17 protein-coding genes are annotated in these 16,960 nt (G+C 35.8%); 12 read left to right on the top strand and 5 right to left on the bottom strand.

The features are described 5' to 3' along the window. The first annotated feature begins 201 nt into the window (after positions 1-201). From udk to JMA43_RS04635, 12 genes are all read left to right on the top strand, one after another. The gene (gene udk, locus JMA43_RS04690; protein ID WP_342155221.1) at positions 202-810 is read left to right on the top strand and encodes a uridine kinase; all 609 of its coding nucleotides are present in this window, start codon (positions 202-204) and stop codon (positions 808-810) included. 2 nt (positions 811-812) lie between these two features. Beyond that, positions 813-1,139, top strand: a complete 327-nt coding sequence (locus JMA43_RS04685) for an FtsB family cell division protein (RefSeq protein WP_342155220.1) — start codon at positions 813-815, stop codon at positions 1,137-1,139. Positions 1,140-1,183: 44 nt separating this feature from the next. Beyond that, positions 1,184-2,557: a methylmalonyl-CoA mutase subunit beta gene (locus JMA43_RS04680; protein WP_342155219.1), complete on the top strand. Its 1,374-nt coding sequence runs from the start codon at positions 1,184-1,186 to the stop codon at positions 2,555-2,557. Further along, complete coding sequence (scpA, locus tag JMA43_RS04675; protein WP_342155218.1) at positions 2,554-4,686, top strand: methylmalonyl-CoA mutase; 2,133 nt, start codon at positions 2,554-2,556, stop codon at positions 4,684-4,686. The genes JMA43_RS04680 and scpA overlap by 4 nt, the downstream gene beginning before the upstream one ends. Before the next feature lie 20 nt (positions 4,687-4,706). Beyond that, positions 4,707-5,588 (top strand): SDR family oxidoreductase, encoded by an 882-nt coding sequence (locus JMA43_RS04670; RefSeq protein WP_342155217.1) that lies wholly within the window; start codon positions 4,707-4,709, stop codon positions 5,586-5,588. A 240-nt stretch (positions 5,589-5,828) separates the two neighbouring features. After that, positions 5,829-6,602: a ParA family protein gene (locus JMA43_RS04665; protein ID WP_342155216.1), complete on the top strand. Its 774-nt coding sequence runs from the start codon at positions 5,829-5,831 to the stop codon at positions 6,600-6,602. Further along, a complete protein-coding gene (locus JMA43_RS04660) occupies positions 6,603-7,499 on the top strand; it encodes a ParB/RepB/Spo0J family partition protein (protein ID WP_342155215.1) in 897 nt (298 codons plus the stop codon). Then, positions 7,499-8,266, top strand: a complete 768-nt coding sequence (locus JMA43_RS04655; RefSeq protein ID WP_342155214.1) for a DUF5683 domain-containing protein — start codon at positions 7,499-7,501, stop codon at positions 8,264-8,266. The genes JMA43_RS04660 and JMA43_RS04655 overlap by 1 nt, the downstream gene beginning before the upstream one ends. A gap of 79 nt (positions 8,267-8,345) precedes the next feature. After that, positions 8,346-9,047: a 4-hydroxy-tetrahydrodipicolinate reductase gene (gene dapB, locus JMA43_RS04650; protein WP_342155213.1), complete on the top strand. Its 702-nt coding sequence runs from the start codon at positions 8,346-8,348 to the stop codon at positions 9,045-9,047. Between the two features lie 129 nt (positions 9,048-9,176). Further along, the gene (gene lepB, locus JMA43_RS04645; protein WP_342155212.1) at positions 9,177-10,739 is read left to right on the top strand and encodes a signal peptidase I; all 1,563 of its coding nucleotides are present in this window, start codon (positions 9,177-9,179) and stop codon (positions 10,737-10,739) included. 47 nt (positions 10,740-10,786) lie between these two features. After that, the gene (locus JMA43_RS04640) at positions 10,787-11,410 is read left to right on the top strand and encodes a WbqC family protein (RefSeq protein ID WP_342155211.1); all 624 of its coding nucleotides are present in this window, start codon (positions 10,787-10,789) and stop codon (positions 11,408-11,410) included. Positions 11,411-11,412: 2 nt separating this feature from the next. After that, a complete protein-coding gene (locus JMA43_RS04635) occupies positions 11,413-11,727 on the top strand; it encodes a DUF6122 family protein (RefSeq protein ID WP_342155210.1) in 315 nt (104 codons plus the stop codon). A gap of 48 nt (positions 11,728-11,775) precedes the next feature. Here JMA43_RS04635 and JMA43_RS04630 read toward each other — a convergent pair whose 3' ends face one another. The 5 genes from JMA43_RS04630 to JMA43_RS04610 all read right to left on the bottom strand — a co-directional run bounded on the left by JMA43_RS04630 (position 11,776) and on the right by JMA43_RS04610 (position 16,794). After that, positions 11,776-12,789, bottom strand: coding sequence for an endonuclease/exonuclease/phosphatase family protein (locus tag JMA43_RS04630; protein WP_342155209.1), 1,014 nt, complete (start codon positions 12,787-12,789; stop codon positions 11,776-11,778). A gap of 101 nt (positions 12,790-12,890) precedes the next feature. Next, complete coding sequence (locus tag JMA43_RS04625; RefSeq protein WP_342155208.1) at positions 12,891-13,757, bottom strand: rhomboid family intramembrane serine protease; 867 nt, start codon at positions 13,755-13,757, stop codon at positions 12,891-12,893. 146 nt (positions 13,758-13,903) lie between these two features. Continuing rightward, complete coding sequence (locus tag JMA43_RS04620; protein WP_342155207.1) at positions 13,904-14,647, bottom strand: rhomboid family intramembrane serine protease; 744 nt, start codon at positions 14,645-14,647, stop codon at positions 13,904-13,906. 15 nt (positions 14,648-14,662) lie between these two features. Beyond that, positions 14,663-16,498 carry a DNA mismatch repair endonuclease MutL gene (gene mutL, locus JMA43_RS04615; protein ID WP_342155206.1) on the bottom strand — a complete coding sequence of 612 codons (1,836 nt, stop codon included), beginning with the start codon at positions 16,496-16,498 and terminating at the stop codon, positions 14,663-14,665. Beyond that, entirely contained in the window at positions 16,498-16,794 is a 297-nt protein-coding gene (locus tag JMA43_RS04610; protein ID WP_342155205.1) for a hypothetical protein, read from the bottom strand. Before JMA43_RS04610 ends, mutL begins: the two co-directional genes overlap by 1 nt. Between the last annotated feature and the right edge of the window lie 166 nt (positions 16,795-16,960).

The raw sequence follows: 16,960 nt of genomic DNA, 5'->3' as shown, positions 1-16,960 counted from the left end.
TTTAGGGCGATAAAATTAAAAAAGACATTGTTTCTGACAAAAAAAGATGCGTTAAAAAAATGATATCTTTTAAAAACAGTTAGTCCACGGCATCGTAAATACTATGAATACTACATAAAAAGAAACTAATTTCTGAAGTGTTCATATTTTCTGTTATATTTCATACTCAAAATTTATATTTTTGTAAAAAATAAAACGAATATGCTCATTATCGGTATTGCTGGAGGAACTGGCTGCGGAAAAACAACTGTAGTAAATCAAATAGTGAATGAACTTCCAGAAGACGAAGTTGGTGTTATTTATCAAGATTCGTACTACAACGAAACTTCTCATTTAAGCTACGACGAACGTACAAAAATAAATTTCGACCACCCGCGGGCTATCGATTTTGATTTGCTGTACAACCATTTGGTAGCACTAAAAAATGGCGAAGTTATTGAGCAACCTGTGTATTCTTTTGTAAAACACAACCGTACAAAAGATACTATTTTAACACACCCTCGAAAAGTAATGATTGTAGAAGGAATTTTAATCCTTACCAATCCGAAAGTACGAGAGCTTTTTGACATTAAAATATTTGTTCATGCCGACTCCGACGAGCGTCTTATCCGAAGAATAAAAAGAGATATTACCGAGCGCGGACGCGATATTGAAGAGGTACTTTTACGTTACCAAACCACCTTAAAACCTATGCATCAGCAATTTATTGAACCTACAAAAGAATTTGCCGATATTATCATCCCGAACAATAGATACAATACAGTTGCCGTTGATATTGTTCGAACTATTATAAACGAACGTTTGTTATAAGCATGAACCTCAAAGAAATTAGAAAATCAAAATGGTTTAAATTTTTCAGCAATATTTACGTGCTGGTGCTTACTGTATTTGCTATTTGGATGTTGTTTTTCGATGCCAATTCGTGGTGGTTTACACATCGAGAATTGAATAAAGAAATTGAAAAACTCGAAGAACAAAAAATACATTTAAGAGAAGCTATCGAGAAAGATAAGGCGATTCTTAAACAACTAAACTCTCAAGAAGAAATAGAAAAATTTGCCCGAGAAGAGTATTATTTAAAGAAAGAGGACGAAGAAATTTATTTAATTGAATATGCCGACAGCCTAGACAATGATTAATATTTTTTTCTGAACCACACCAAACCAAAAAACACTCTTTAGCCATGAAAACCGATTCACTTTTTAGCGAGTTTCCAGAAATCTCTACAAAACAGTGGAAACAAAAAATACAGTTTGAATTACAAGGCGAAGAATACAACAAAACACTTGTAACAAAAACTCCAGAAGATATACATATAAAACCTTTTTATACTTCGGAAGATATCCCTTCGGAAGCACAACCGCAAATAAACCCAACATGGAATATTTGCGAAAAAATATACATTGCAAAAGCTGTTGGCGCCAATAGTAGAGCGTTAAACAGCATCAAAAAAGGAGCACAAAGCATCTTGTTTTATTTCCCTGAAGAAACTGTAAACCTTTCTGATTTATTTAAAGACTTTCCTTTAGAAACTGTCGAAATTCATATTGAAACCGCATTTCTATCGGTCGATTTTATTTCAAAATTAATTGCTCTTTTTAAAGACACCACGGCTAAAATTCACCTTCATTTAGACCCAATTGGTCACTTGGCAAGCTCAGGAAATTGGCACAATTCCCTATCAAAAGATATGGAAACGTTGGGGCAAATTCAGCAGAAATTACTTACGCACACGCAATTTAAAACTTACATCAGCGTAAATACAGCTTTATACCAAAATGCAGGCGCTACAATTATTCAACAATTGGCTTATGCTCTAGCACACGCCAACGAATATCTAAATGCGTTTACGCCTCCAACAATTACTTTTAAAATGGCAATTGGAAGTAATTATTTTTTCGAAATTGCCAAGCTTAAGGCGTTGCGAACTTTATGGAATACCATTGCTTCAGAATACCAAATTACAAGCGAGTGTCATATTTTTTGTATGCCTACAGAACGTAACAAAACTTTGTACGATTACAATGTTAATATGCTTCGTACAACTACCGAATACATGAGTGCCATTTTGGGAGGTGCCAATACAATTTGCACTTTACCTTACGATGCTTTTTATCATAAAAACAATGAATTTGCCTCGAGAATTGCACGCAATCAGCTTCTTATTTTAAAGCACGAAAGTTACTTCGACAAAGTAAAAAATCCGTCGGATGGAAGTTATTACATTGAGTCGATTACAGATGATTTAGCTGAAAAAGCACTCTCCATCTTTAAGCAAATTGAAGCAGGCGGAGGCTTTTTAGTTCAACTAAAAGAGCATATCATTCAGAAGAAAATAAAAGAAAGTGCCAATGCTTCTCAAAGTGAATTTGATGAAAAAGAATTGGTTCTTGTAGGGTCAAACAAATACCAAAACAAGGAAGAGAAAATTCAGGAAACCTTGGAACTCTACCCTTTTGTTAAAACTGAAGTTCGTAAAACACTTATCGAGCCAATTATTCCACGTCGACTTGCAGAAAAAATAGAACAGGAACGCCTCAAAATGGAGACTAAATGAAGCGAAAAGACCTACAACATATCAGTTTAAAAAAATCGGTTTCATCAAATCAATTCGAATCTAACGAAGTATTTGAAACCGCCGAAGGTATTGCTGTAAAATCGGTTTACCAACCGAAAGACCTTTTGCCTATAAAACATTTAAACTTTGCTGCTGGATTTCCTCCATTTTTAAGAGGTCCGTACACAACCATGTATGTTAGAAAACCATGGACAATTAGGCAGTATGCAGGATTTTCTACTGCGGAAGAAAGCAACGCTTTTTACAGAAGAAATTTGGCTGCTGGACAAAAAGGATTATCCGTTGCCTTCGATTTGGCAACCCATCGCGGTTACGATTCAGACCACGAACGTGTTATTGGTGATGTAGGAAAAGCGGGCGTTGCCATCGATTCGGTTGAAGACATGAAAGTGCTTTTCGACCAAATTCCACTCGATAAAATGTCGGTTTCCATGACTATGAATGGTGCTGTACTCCCTATTATGGCGTTTTACATTGTAGCAGCGCAAGAGCAAGGTGTTGCTTTAAAAGACCTTTCGGGAACCATTCAGAATGATATTTTAAAAGAATTCATGGTGAGGAACACCTATATTTATCCGCCAACGCCATCCATGAAAATTATTGCTGATATTTTTGAATACACCAGCAAAAACATGCCAAAATTCAATTCCATTAGTATTTCGGGTTACCATATGCAAGAAGCAGGAGCTACGGCCGAAATTGAACTTGCTTACACCCTTGCCGATGGTTTAGAATATATAAAAACAGGGATAAAAGCAGGGATGGATATCGACACGTTTGCTCCTCGTATTTCTTTTTTCTGGGGAATTGGGATGAATCATTTTATGGAAATTGCCAAAATGAGAGCTGCTCGAATGCTTTGGGCAAAATTGGTAAAGCAATTTAATCCGAAGAATGAAAAATCGTTATCACTTCGTACACATTGTCAAACTAGCGGATGGAGTTTAACCGAGCAAGACCCGTTTAATAATGTTGCTCGTACGTGTATTGAAGCTACCGCCGCAGCATTTGGCGGTACACAATCGTTACACACCAATGCTTTGGACGAGGCCATTGCACTTCCAACCGATTTTTCGGCAAGAATTGCACGAAATACCCAACTTTTTTTACAAGAAGAAACACAAATAACCAAAACAGTCGACCCTTGGGCGGGTAGTTTTTATGTAGAAAACTTAACAAATGAAATAGCAAACAAAGCTTGGAAACTCATTGAAGAAATTGAAGCTTTAGGCGGTATGACCAAAGCTATTGAAGCTGGTATTCCGAAAATGCGAATTGAGCAAGCTGCGGCCAAAAAACAAGCACGAATTGACAGCAATCAAGATATTATTGTTGGGGTCAACAAATACAAATTAGCCAAGGAAGATTTACTTCAAATATTGGAAGTAGACAATCAAACAGTTCGAAAGCAACAAATAGAACGCCTTCAGCAATTAAAATCTACAAGAAATGAGGAGGCGGTAAAAGCTTCGCTCTTAAAATTATCACAATCTGCTGAATCGGGAGAAAATAATTTATTAGCTTTAGCAATAGAAGCAGCCAAGAACCGAGCAACTTTAGGAGAAATTTCATCTGCTTTAGAAGCTGTTTTTGGAAGATATAAAGCAAAAATTCAATCGTTTAGCGGAGTGTATTCAAGAGAAGTAAAAGAAGATAATAGCTTTGAAAAAGCAAGAGCACTTGCCGATAAATTCGCAAAACAAGAAGGACGACGTCCGAGAATTTTAGTTGCGAAAATGGGACAAGATGGACACGATCGTGGTGCAAAAGTGGTTGCGACTGGCTATGCCGACATCGGTTTTGATGTAGATATAGGTCCGTTATTTCAAACCCCGCAAGAAGCTGCGAAGCAAGCAGTGGAAAATGATGTTCATGTATTGGGCGTTTCCTCTTTGGCAGCAGGACATAAAACACTGGTACCAGAAGTTATAAAAGCGCTACACTCGTATGGACGCGACGACATTATGGTTATTGTAGGCGGTGTAATTCCGAAGCAAGATTACAGTTATTTATTCGACGCTGGCGCTTTGGCTGTATTCGGACCTGGAACAAAAGTAAGCGATGCTGCTATTCAAATTTTAGAAATTCTGATAGATGAATCAGCATAAAATTTTTAAAGAAAAAACACATGAAATACACAGATAAAATGCTCCGTGACGGTGCACTTGAAGGAAAAACAATAGTTGTAACTGGTGGCGGAAGCGGTTTAGGAAAAGCCATGACCAAGTATTTTTTAGAACTTGGTGCTAAAGTTGCCATCACTTCTAGAAGTTTGGAAAAATTAGAAAACACCGCCAAAGAGCTAGAATCCGAGACTGGAGGAACTTGCTTGGCAGTGGCTTGCGATGTTCGTCATTACGACCAAGTTGAAGCGATGCGCGACAAAGTTATTGCTGAGTTTGGAAAAGTAGATGTATTACTCAACAATGCAGCTGGGAATTTTATTTCTCCTACCGAAAGACTCTCTGCTAATGCATTCGATACCATCATCGATATTGTGTTGAAAGGAACAAAAAATTGCACGCTTGCTTTTGGGAAACATTGGATAGACACCAAACAAGAAAACACCAATGTTTTAAACATTGTAACTACCTATGCTTGGACAGGTTCTGCTTACGTAGTTCCATCGGCTACAGCAAAGGCTGGAGTACTGGCACTCACACGAAGTTTGGCTGTTGAATGGGCAAAATACGGCATGCGTTTTAACGCCATCGCTCCAGGTCCCTTCCCTACCAAAGGTGCTTGGGACAGACTTTTACCAGGAGATTTAAAAGAGAAGTTCGATTTGGCTAAAAAAGTACCGCTAAAACGTGTTGGTGATCATCAAGAATTGGCAAATCTGGCTGCGTATATGGTTTCTGATTTTGGTGCATACCTCAATGGAGAAGTAATTACACTCGACGGTGGTGAATGGCTTAAAGGTGCGGGACAATTTAACTTACTTGAAGCAGTTCCTGAAGAAATGTGGGACATGCTAGAGGCTATGATTCGAAGCAAAAAGTCAAAGTAATCATTTTGAAAAATTGTTAAGTTGTTTAATTGTTAGATTGAGTATCAACACTGAAGTTTTTTACTGAATACTAACTATTGAATTTTCATTTTAAAAATCTTGAATTTCAAATAGCTAATGAACTCAATTTTCATATAAAATTGACTGTTGAATAACTGTTAACAAAATTCATTTTCAAAACTCGCAAATAGTTGTATTTTTACCTAACAAAATTTACCTTACTTAAATCGAATTTTAAACATGGGCAAAGTCATTGCTGTAGCTAATCAAAAAGGTGGTGTTGGAAAAACTACAACATCAGTAAACCTAGCTGCTTCCTTAGGAGTACTAGAAAAGAAAGTACTGCTTATCGATGCAGATCCTCAGGCAAATGCTACTTCTGGTCTTGGAATAGATGTTGAATCGGTTGAAGGAGGTACATATCAATTATTAGAGCATTCTGTTACAGCAGAAGAAACTATTATCAAAACGGATTCCCCAAACGTTGACTTAATACCTGCTCATATTGACCTTGTAGCTATCGAAATTGAATTGGTAGACAAAGATGCAAGAGAGTATATGATGGCTAAAGCTATAGAAAAACTAAAGGATTCTTACGATTATATTTTAATTGATTGTGCTCCTTCTCTTGGGTTATTAACCCTTAATGCTTTAACCGCATCCGACTCGGTAATTATTCCTATTCAATGTGAATATTTTGCATTAGAAGGACTCGGGAAGCTATTAAACACCATTAAAAGTGTTCAGAAAATACACAATCCAAATCTAGACATTGAAGGTTTACTTCTTACAATGTACGATTCGAGATTAAGGCTTTCTAACCAAGTGGTAGAAGAAGTGCAAAAACACTTTAGTGAAATGGTTTTTGATACCATTATCCAACGAAATGTTCGTTTAAGTGAAGCACCAAGTTATGGAGAAACGATTATTAATTATGACGCTACAAGTAAAGGAGCTACAAACTACCTAAGCTTGGCGCACGAAGTGATTAAAAAGAATAAGCAAACAGTTTAGATGGCAAAGGCAACAAAAAAACAAGCTTTAGGAAGAGGATTATCTGCTTTATTAAAAGACCCAGAAAACGATATCAAATCGGCTTCTGATAAAAATGCAGACAAAGTAGTTGGTAGTATTGTAGAATTGGACATCGATGCCATCGAAGTCAATCCGTTTCAACCGCGTACAAATTTTAACGAAGAAGCATTACAAGAACTTTCTATTTCGATTAAAGAATTAGGGGTAATTCAACCAATTACCGTTCGAAAAATGGAATTCAACAAATACCAATTGGTATCTGGTGAACGCCGTTTAAGAGCTTCTAAACTTGCTGGTTTGGAAACCATTCCAGCGTATATCCGAATTGCAAACGACCAAGAGTCGTTGGAAATGGCACTTGTTGAAAACATTCAACGCCAAGACCTCGACCCTATCGAGATATCTTTATCCTACCAACGTCTTATTGATGAAATTAACATCACGCAAGAGCAATTAAGCGACCGTGTAGGAAAGAAACGTTCGACCATTACAAATTACCTACGTTTACTAAAACTAGATCCAATTATCCAAACAGGAATGCGCGATGGTTTTGTAAGCATGGGGCACGGTAGAGCTTTAATTAATATCGAAAACAAAAAAGACCAGTTGGCTATTTACGAAAAGGTAATTACCAACAATTTATCAGTAAGAGAAACTGAAAAATTGGTACGCGAATACCAAACTGGGAAAGAACAAAAAACTGAAAAAGCTACCACTTCTGATGTTCCAGAATACATCTCGAAGAATATTGAAGAGCTTACCGAATACTTTTCTTCTAAAGTAGACGTTAAAGTAGCTAAGAATGGAAAAGGTAAATTTATCATCCCATTTCATTCAAAAGAAGACTTTATACGCCTCACAAAACTTTTTAAATAGTGTTTAAAAGAAGTATTGCCTTTTTATTTTTATTGCTTTTTCATTTCATTTCAACAGCGCAAGAAAAAGCAACCGATTCAGTATCAAAAAACACTGAGTCTGATGCAATGCATGAAATGACCAAAAGAGAAATCCAAAAACTTCAAAAAGAAGCACAAGATTCTCTTCAACAATACGAGATAGCAAATTCAGCTAAAATTGTAGATACCGACACTCTTAGCAGAAGAGAAAAACGAAAAATAAGAAAGCAACGTGAAATGGATAGTTTGGCGAGTTTAAACATCGACATCGATCCGCTTTCGCCTGCTAAAGCTGCTTTTTATTCGGCTATTCTTCCTGGACTGGGACAGATATATAACAAAACCTATTGGAAGGTTCCTGTTGTCTATGGAGCAATTGGTACAGGGATGTATTTTTATATTGAAAATACCAAGTACTACAATCAATATCGAGACGCATACAAACGCAGACTTGCAGGCTATCACGATGATGAATTTTACGATATTAATGGCGATGGAATTGTTGTTGGAACTCCCGACGTTAGTGACGAAGCGCTTCAAGACGCACAAGAATACTATCAGCAAAATAGAGATTTATCCCTCTTAATTACCATTGGACTTTATGCTTTAAACATTATCGATGCCAATGTTACAGCGCATTTAAAGCAGTTTAATGTAAATGACAAACTGGCTTTAAAACCTTATTACGAATACAATCAGCTTGATTATACACCTAACTACGGAATGAAATTAAGTCTGAATTTTTAATACCTTTTCAATAAATCAACAGATGTCTATTTTACAACTTCAACCTAAAAAATAGCATCTCACTCAAAAAAATACACAAATGAAAATAGCGTTACTTGGATATGGAAAAATGGGAAAAATGATTGAGCAAATTGCTATTTCCCGCGGTCATGAAATTGTAGCCAAAGTAAACGAAGAAACTCAAAATTTCGACATCAAAACTGCCGATGTTGCCATAGATTTCAGCATTCCATCGGTAGCATTTAAAAACATTTCGCTTTGCTTAGAAAATGGTGTTCCTGTAATTTCTGGAACCACAGGTTGGTTAGAAAAATACGACGAAGCTGTTTCGCTTTGCGAAGAAAAAAATGGTGCTTTTATTTATGCTTCTAATTTCAGCTTAGGTGTAAATGTATTTTTTCAGCTGAACGAATACCTCGCTAAAATGATGAAAAACTTGTCGGAATACAATGTAAGTATTGAAGAAATTCATCACACGCAAAAACTAGACGCACCAAGTGGTACTGCTATTACTTTAGCTGAAGGAATTATAAATAACACCGACAAAGAAGGTTGGAAATTGGATAATGCACCTGCAAACGAAATTCCAATTACAGCGGTTAGAGAACCAGAAGTTCCTGGTACACATACCATCAGCTACCAAAGTAAAGTTGACACAATCGACATTAAACACACCGCTCATAACCGCGAAGGCTTTGCTCTTGGCGCAGTTGTTGCTGCCGAATGGATTATCGGAAAAAGTGGAGTTTTCAGTATGAAAGATGTGTTAAACTTAGCATAAATAAGGCTATTTAAGCACTTTAAAAGCTAAGCCGTTAGCAATAAAACCAAAAAAAATATATTTTTACCGTAACTAAAATCCTATTAATTCGTCTGATAGACACAACACTTAGGAACAAAGCATATAATTATGACGCTTACAGAATGGTTTATTTTCTTTATCGTAATTCAAGTTATTCACTTTTTAGGAACTTGGAAACTTTACGTTAAAGCAGGAAGAAAAGCTTGGGAAGCAGCTGTACCAGTTTACAACGCTGTAATTTTAATGAAGATAATTAATCGCCCATGGTGGTGGACTATCTTACTTTTCATCCCAATTATCAACCTAATTATGTTTCCTGTAGTTTGGGTGGAAACCATTCGAAGCTTTGGAAGAAACAGTACAACCGACACTTGGTTGGTGGTTCTTACCCTTGGATTTTACATTTTTTATGTAAACTACGCTTTAGACGTAAATTATATCGAAGACAGAAGTTTGAAACCGCGTACAGCAGCTGGCGAGTGGATTAGCTCCATTCTTTTTGCAGTTGTTGCAGCAACTTTGGTTCACACCTATTTTATGCAGCCGTACGTAATTCCAACTTCTTCTTTAGAAAAAACATTGTTGGTTGGCGACTTCCTTTTTGTAAGTAAATTTCACTACGGAGCCAGAACACCTATGACAACGGTTGCCTTCCCGATGGTACACGATACCATTCCGGTAATCAACACAAAATCATATTTAAAAAAGCCACAGCTTCCTTATTTCAGACTGCCAGGCTTACAGAAAATAAAAAGAAACGACATTGTTGTTTTTAGTTGGCCTACAGACACTGTAGAACGTTTTTTTGTAAAAACTGACAAAAGAATTCGTAAGCCAATCGATAAAAAATCGAATTACGTAAAACGTTGTGTTGGAGTTCCAGGAGACTCTCTCGCTATTAAAGATGGCTTTATTTATATCAACGGAAAGCAAACTGTTTTACCTGAAAGAGCAAAACCTCAGTTTTCGTATTACGTAGAAGCAAAAGGACAATTATCGCCACGCTACATGTACGAACGTTACGGTGTAACGGGAAGATTCGGACAGGTACGCCAAGGGGTTTATTTCTTTAGCGCTATGACTGCTGAAGCGGCAAAACAACTTGAAGACAACCCAAATGTAATCAGTGTAAAAAGAAATATTGAGGCTGCAGGGAGCAACAATATGGGTGCTGTTTTTCCAGATGCTACCGATTATAAATGGAATCAAGACCAATTTGGACCTATCTATATCCCTGAAGCTGGTAAAACTGTTGCGTTAAACTTAAAAGTACTACCGCTTTACAAAAGAATTATTGAGGAATACGAAGGAAATACACTGTCAGTAAAAGGAAATCAGATTTTAATAAACGATACTCCAGCCGACTCTTACACTTTCAAACAAGACTACTATTGGATGATGGGAGATAACCGTCATGCCTCTGAAGACAGTCGCTATTGGGGTTATGTTCCTGCAGACCATATTGTAGGAAAACCTGTTTTTATTTGGTTTAGTTTTGACAGTAATGCAAGTGGTCCTTTCTGGAATAAAATCCGTTGGAACAGAGTCTTCACTACCGTTGGAGGCGATGGCGAACCACGCTCCTATTTAATTCCGTTTTTGGTAATTATAGCAATTTGGATAGGTGTTAGTCAATTCAGAAAAAGAAAAAAAGAAAACAGTTCATTGTAGTATAAAAAGTATCGCTCGCGTTAACTTTTAAATTTACAAATTCAAGAATGCAAACAGTAATTCATCCTACATATTTTCCATCGGTTGCTAATTGGGTTGCCATACAGCAAGCTGATGGAAATATAACTTTTGAAAAAGAAGACAATTACCAAAAGCAAACTTACAGAAACCGAGCTTACATTTACAGTCCAAACGGGGTGCAAATGCTGTCTATCCCGATAAAACACAATAAAAACAATGTGCATCAAAAATATAAAGATGTAATGTTGGAAGATAATTTTGATTGGAAAAAACAGCATTGGAAATCGATACAAACAGCCTACAGAACATCTCCTTTTTTTGAATTTTTTGAAGATGAATTTGCTCCATTCTTTGAGAAAAAACACAAGTTTCTTTTTGAAATGAATATGGAAAGTATCGAACTTTTAGCAGATTGTTTTCAGTTAGATTTAACTCCTTCTTTCACTTCAGAATATATAAAAACCGAAGACGAAAGCTTTGTAGATTACAGAGATTTGGCAAAAGCTAAAGGAAACAAAAACTACACTTTTGAAGCCTATACGCAAGTTTTTGACGACAAACATGGATTTTTAAACAACTTAAGCGGATTAGATTTACTTTTTAATGAAGGCACAAACGCATTGAGTTATTTAGATGCTCAAAAATTATAACATTGTTACGCCCATTTGTACACTACGGAATCCACTTTATTGTACCAATTGTAATTGCCTATTTTTTTTTCAGAAGCAACTTCAAAAGCGCTGTGATTATTTTACTGTTAGGGATTTGTATAGACATTGACCACCTTTGGGCTACGCCTATATTTGATGCAAACAGATGTAGTATAGGCTTTCACTTTTTACATCAGTACTATGCAATTGCCATTTATATTTTACTCCTTGTTTTTAAACGTACACGAATTTTTGGCATCGCTTTACTTATTCACATTTTGGCAGATATAACCGATTGCTATTTAATGTCGAATTAATTTCAAACAACTCTGCTTTAAAGCTGAACACAAAGCCTTTTAAGCGCTTTAAATTTTCAGCTGAGCAATTATCGGGTAATGGTCGGAAAGTTTCTCGTAGCGGTTTTTATGCGACATTACTTGTATGGTTTCATCAACCAACACAAAGTCAATTCTAAAAGGAAAATATTTAAAATAATAGGTTTTTCCTGTACCACTCCCCTGCTCGTCAAACGTATCAATATCGTCGCCTTTAATTTGTTTGTAAATTGATGAATATTGATTGTTATTCAAATCGCCACAAGTAATGGTTTTGTATGGGCATTTCTCTTTATGCGAAACAAAAATTTCGGTTTGAATTTGTTGCTTCGAAAACACAGCGCCCATTCGTCTAGCTAATCGACTAGAATTTTCTTGTGATATTTCTTCATTCACAGGATTTATATGAAACGATTGCATGTGCAAATTGTAAACCCTTACCGTATCGTTACCACGAACAATATCAGCAAAAATGGCATTGTTTTGGGAGTTCGGAAAATTCAAAGACCCTTTATTCACAATAGGATGTTTCGAAAAAATGGCTTGCCCTGTACCTTTCGCTCGGTATTTTATAAATCGGTATTTATAATTGGTAAAAGCACTTTTCTTTGCTTCATGAAACTCTTGTAAACACAAAATATCGGGATTTTCTTCGGAAATCATTGAGAGAATTTCTTCGGAAACTCCATCACGGCCCAACCATTTATACAAATCGAAAATTCTAACATTGTAGGTCATTATTTTCAATGAATTTTCGCTAACCACATTTTGAGTTCCTGAGAATTTATAAAGCGATGAAACTTGCTGAAACCCCAACAATAAAATAACAAACGACAAAAGCCATTGGCGTTTCCATTTTACTACCCAATACACCAAAAAGAAAACATTTATAATGATTAAAACAGGCGTTGCTAAACTGAAAATTGCGGTTTTTGGAAAAGATTTTATAGGAATAAAAGGCACTAAAAGACTTAGTTGCAATAAAAATGCAAAAACTGTATTCACAAAGAAAATACCTTTATCAATCCAGTTTAATTTTTTCATCTCTTCCTTTTTATTGTTTCTGTAAAACTCTCATAAAGCAGTTTTATTGTTTACACCACCTTACTAAAAGTCTTTAAAATTTATGCCAAATTAGTTCAAAATCAAGCATCTTTCCCTGCTTTAAACAAAAAGTCTTTTTCTTCTTTCGATAAACTTTCGTATCCACTTTTGCTTATCTTATCTAAAATGGCATCAATTTGTTTTTGATGTTCATTTTTAGAAACTTTTTTAGTTGCAGTTTGATTGCTCTTTTTATGAACGGTTTTTAAGGGAGATTTTTTATTCGGTTTAAAAATACTGGAAATTGAACTTAATACACTGCTAAATCCTTCGCCAATATCCTTACCTTCTTGCAATTTTTTTGCGTACACAAACCCCAAAAGTGCACCGCCCAAATGAGCTATGTGTCCGCCAGCATTTCCTAACGGAAGCTGTACCAAATCTAATAAAACAAATGCAACTCCCAAATACCAAAGCTTAATATTAAAGAAAATAAGGCGAACTTCTTGGTTTGGAAGGTAGGTACAAACAAAAATTAAAATTGCCATGATTGCTGCCGAAGCACCAATTAAAGGCGAATTTACTCTAGAAAATACTGGGAAAATATTGTAACTAAGTAAAAAGAAAACTCCTCCTAAAATAGCTCCTAAAAAGTAAACATTTAAGAAGTATTTTTTACTGAATAGATTTAAAAATATTCTAGAAGAAAAATACAACAGTAACATATTCCAAAACAAATGCATAATACTTCCGTGGAAAAATGCATAGGTAACAATAGACCATGGTTGCATTAAAAAATCGAGAAAACCCTTTGGCAACTGAAACCATTGCATCAATACATTTGGCGCCAATTGCAGTAAAAAAACCAACAAAGTGTTTAAAATAAAAACAACAACATTTACCACTATAAGCTTTTCTGCTATGTTGAGTGTCGAGAATTTATATTTTAAATCGTTTGTAATGCTCATTCTTTATTATTTCTGGTTTGGAGATTTTGTTTGAAGTTTCTGGTTTCTGATTTTTTGTTTGAGGTTTTTTGTTTCTCGTTTTTAGTTTTATCCCTTTATCACTTATCCCTATTTCCTTTTCACTTTTTTCACTTTCATCTAAAAAACTAATCCCAACGATTGTTTTTAAACTGATTTTTCTTCCAATACCACATCATTATAAATCCAAACAAAGCGCCTCCAATGTGTGCAAAATGCGCAATTCCTTGTCCGAAAATAGAATAACCTGTAACTCCAGAAAACAAATCTAACGCGATTAAAACTGGAATAAAATACTTTGCTTTTATAGGAATAGGTAAAAATATCAAGAAAAGCTCGGCATTAGGAAACATCATTCCGAAGGCAACCAAAACACCATAAATAGCCCCAGAAGCCCCCACAGCAGGAGTCATATACGAGCTTAAAAAGTTTTGTAATGTATCTTGCGGAATCTTATTCCCCCAGGTGGTATTATATTTACCTTGACTGAGTGTATCCATAATTTCGGGAACTCTATATCCTTCAGCAACTAAAGCATTCATCCCCTCACTAAAATAATAATAATTAACCAACGTATGGATTAAAGCCGCTCCCAAACCTGCGGAAAAATAAAAGAAGAAAAACTTATTTCGTCCCCATATTTGTTCCAATGGCGTCCCAAAAGCCCATAACGCATACATATTAAATAGAATATGCATAAAACCGCCATGCATAAACATATGCGTTACGATTTGCCACAATTGAAAATGTTCGTTCTTCGGAAACCACAACGAAAACAAATCGTACATCTGTTCCCCAAAAAGCTGTGTTGCAATAAAAAACAACACATTAATAATTAGTAAATGCTTTACTGCATCGGTTATTCTTCCCATTCGTTGAATGTTATTTTATAAAAATCGTTTATCTATTTCTTCAACCGACATGGTAATGTACGTCGGTTTATTAAAAGGCGAAACGGTAGGCTCTTTAGTTGCAAATAAATTGTTAACTAACGCTTCTTGCGATGCCACATTTAACACTTCTCCACTTTTTACTGCCAAGGTTTTACACATGGCTTTTGCCAAAATATCGGCTTGCGAGAGCGAACTTTCTGGCACTTCAGCTTGAAAATCCGATAAAAGTTGGTCGATTATAATACCTACTTCACTTTCAGAAACATTCAGCGGAATACCACTTACTTCAACCTCGTCGTTTTTAAAGTTTGAAAATAAAAATCCTGTGTGCTCCAAACTCTCTTTTAAATCTTTCAGCAAAGCAATTTCTGTAGTTGAAAAACTCAACGTTAGCGGAAACAATAATTGCTGACTCACACCTTTATCAACTGTAATATTTTTTAAATATTGTTCGTACAACACACGTTGGTGTGCGCGGTGCTGATTGATAATAACCATTCCAGATTTAATGGTGGTTACAATATATTTTTTATGAAGCTGATAGGTTGTAGCCGTAACTTCCTCCTGCGTTTCTGAAAAAAGTGAACCTGTAACTTCTTCTGATTCTAATTCGATAGCGCCAAAATCGGACTTTTTTTCCAAGCCAACATACAAACTCTCCCAACTAGCGGTTTGTTTTTCGCGTTTTGGATAACTCACAGAAACACTTCCTTTGTTATCATTTTCAAACGGATTAAAACTCGCGTCAACTTCAACTGTTGGGAAGTTAGCATTTTTACTCTGATAATTATAAGGTGTATCTAAATTTGCATCGCGCTCAAAATCGAGTACTGGCGCTACATTAAATTGCCCCAAACTATGCTTTACAGCTGCTCTTAAAATGGCGTATAAAGCATGCTCATCATCAAATTTAACTTCGGTTTTTGTAGGGTGAATATTGATATCGATTCCTGAAGGGTCTACCTCTAAAAACAAAAAATAACTCGGGTGTGTTTGCTCTTTAATCAAACCTTCAAAAGCAGCGCAAACCGCATGATGCAAATACGAATTTTTAACAAAACGATTGTTCACAAAGAAAAACTGCTCGCCCCTAGTTTTCTTAGAAAATTCAGGTTTACAAATAAACCCATCTAACTTTACAACTTCGGTATCTTCTTCAACAGGAACCAATTTTTCGTTGGTTTTCCCCCCGAAAATATGAACAATTCGCTGCCTTAAATTTGAAGCAGGCAAATTAAAAAGTTCACTTCCGTTGTTATAAAAATCAAACTGAATATCTGGATGCGCCAAGGCTACACGCTGAAATTCGTCGATAATATGCCTTAACTCTACAGTATCAGATTTTAAAAAGTTTCTTCGTGCAGGAATGTTAAAAAACAAATTCTTTACTGAAATGGAAGTCCCCTTAGGCGTAACAGTAACCGATTGGTCAACAATTTTACTTCCTTCAATTTTAAGTTGCGTCCCTACTTCGTCGTCCTCTTGACGCGTATTCATTTCCACATGTGCAATTGCGGCAATAGAAGCCAATGCTTCCCCTCGAAAACCTTTGGTATGAAGCTGAAACAAATCTTCGGCAGCTTTAATTTTGGAAGTCGCATGACGCTCAAAAGACAATCGCGCATCTGTAACACTCATTCCTTTTCCATTATCGACCACCTGAATAAGTGTTTTTCCGGCGTCTTTTATAATCAATTTTATAGAATTGCTTCCTGCGTCGACGGCGTTTTCAATAAGCTCTTTAACAACAGAAGCGGGTCTTTGTACCACTTCACCTGCAGCTATCTGGTTTGCAACATGATCTGGTAAAAGCTGTATTATATCTGCCATTAAAGTATTGTATCTAAATTAATATATCGTATAGCGACTATTGCAAACATCAGCAAAAAAATAAAAATCACTATCAATCGAATTCTTGTATTTCTGTTTGTTGTAGTAGAACGAACGGTTTTCCAATCGTCTCGGTAAGATTTACGTCTGCGATAGCCTTTTACATACTCATCGTCGGAGCGCGCTTCTTTACTTCTTTTTAGCTCTTCTAAACGCTCTTTTCTTTCATCATAATACCTCGGCGTATAGTTATACGACTTGTTTGGTCTTGGCTTAAAAAGTGAAGGAAGTCTCACAGTTATTCTTGTTTTTAGATTGAATGATTATTCGTTTTACAATATTGCCTTTTATTTCTTTTAAATGATTCAAGATGATGAAGTCATTTTTTGTGTTACTGAAGTAATTCAGCAAAAAGGCAAATTAGCACACCGTTTTAAACCGAAAAGTTTAAATACTTTTAGA

It is taken from the genome of Joostella sp. CR20 (assembly GCF_038433465.1).
Classification (GTDB): domain Bacteria; phylum Bacteroidota; class Bacteroidia; order Flavobacteriales; family Flavobacteriaceae; genus Galbibacter.
Note: the sequence above shows the minus strand (reverse complement) of the source record. Positions and strands in the feature narration are given on the sequence as shown.

Excerpts from the sequence above, each read along its gene's own strand:
- JMA43_RS04685 (WP_342155220.1), top strand. The coding sequence starts at position 813 with ATGAACCTCAAAGAAATTAGAAAATCAAAATGGTTTAAATTTTTCAGC.
- JMA43_RS04625 (WP_342155208.1), bottom strand. The coding sequence starts at position 13,757 with ATGAGCATTACAAACGATTTAAAATATAAATTCTCGACACTCAACATA.
- JMA43_RS04630 (WP_342155209.1), bottom strand. The coding sequence starts at position 12,789 with ATGAAAAAATTAAACTGGATTGATAAAGGTATTTTCTTTGTGAATACA.
- JMA43_RS04620 (WP_342155207.1), bottom strand. The coding sequence starts at position 14,647 with ATGGGAAGAATAACCGATGCAGTAAAGCATTTACTAATTATTAATGTG.
- udk (WP_342155221.1), top strand. The coding sequence starts at position 202 with ATGCTCATTATCGGTATTGCTGGAGGAACTGGCTGCGGAAAAACAACT.
- JMA43_RS04680 (WP_342155219.1), top strand. The coding sequence starts at position 1,184 with ATGAAAACCGATTCACTTTTTAGCGAGTTTCCAGAAATCTCTACAAAA.
- dapB (WP_342155213.1), top strand. The coding sequence starts at position 8,346 with ATGAAAATAGCGTTACTTGGATATGGAAAAATGGGAAAAATGATTGAG.
- lepB (WP_342155212.1), top strand. The coding sequence starts at position 9,177 with ATGACGCTTACAGAATGGTTTATTTTCTTTATCGTAATTCAAGTTATT.
- JMA43_RS04670 (WP_342155217.1), top strand. The coding sequence starts at position 4,707 with ATGAAATACACAGATAAAATGCTCCGTGACGGTGCACTTGAAGGAAAA.
- JMA43_RS04665 (WP_342155216.1), top strand. The coding sequence starts at position 5,829 with ATGGGCAAAGTCATTGCTGTAGCTAATCAAAAAGGTGGTGTTGGAAAA.
- scpA (WP_342155218.1), top strand. The coding sequence starts at position 2,554 with ATGAAGCGAAAAGACCTACAACATATCAGTTTAAAAAAATCGGTTTCA.
- JMA43_RS04640 (WP_342155211.1), top strand. The coding sequence starts at position 10,787 with ATGCAAACAGTAATTCATCCTACATATTTTCCATCGGTTGCTAATTGG.
- mutL (WP_342155206.1), bottom strand. The coding sequence starts at position 16,498 with ATGGCAGATATAATACAGCTTTTACCAGATCATGTTGCAAACCAGATA.
- JMA43_RS04660 (WP_342155215.1), top strand. The coding sequence starts at position 6,603 with ATGGCAAAGGCAACAAAAAAACAAGCTTTAGGAAGAGGATTATCTGCT.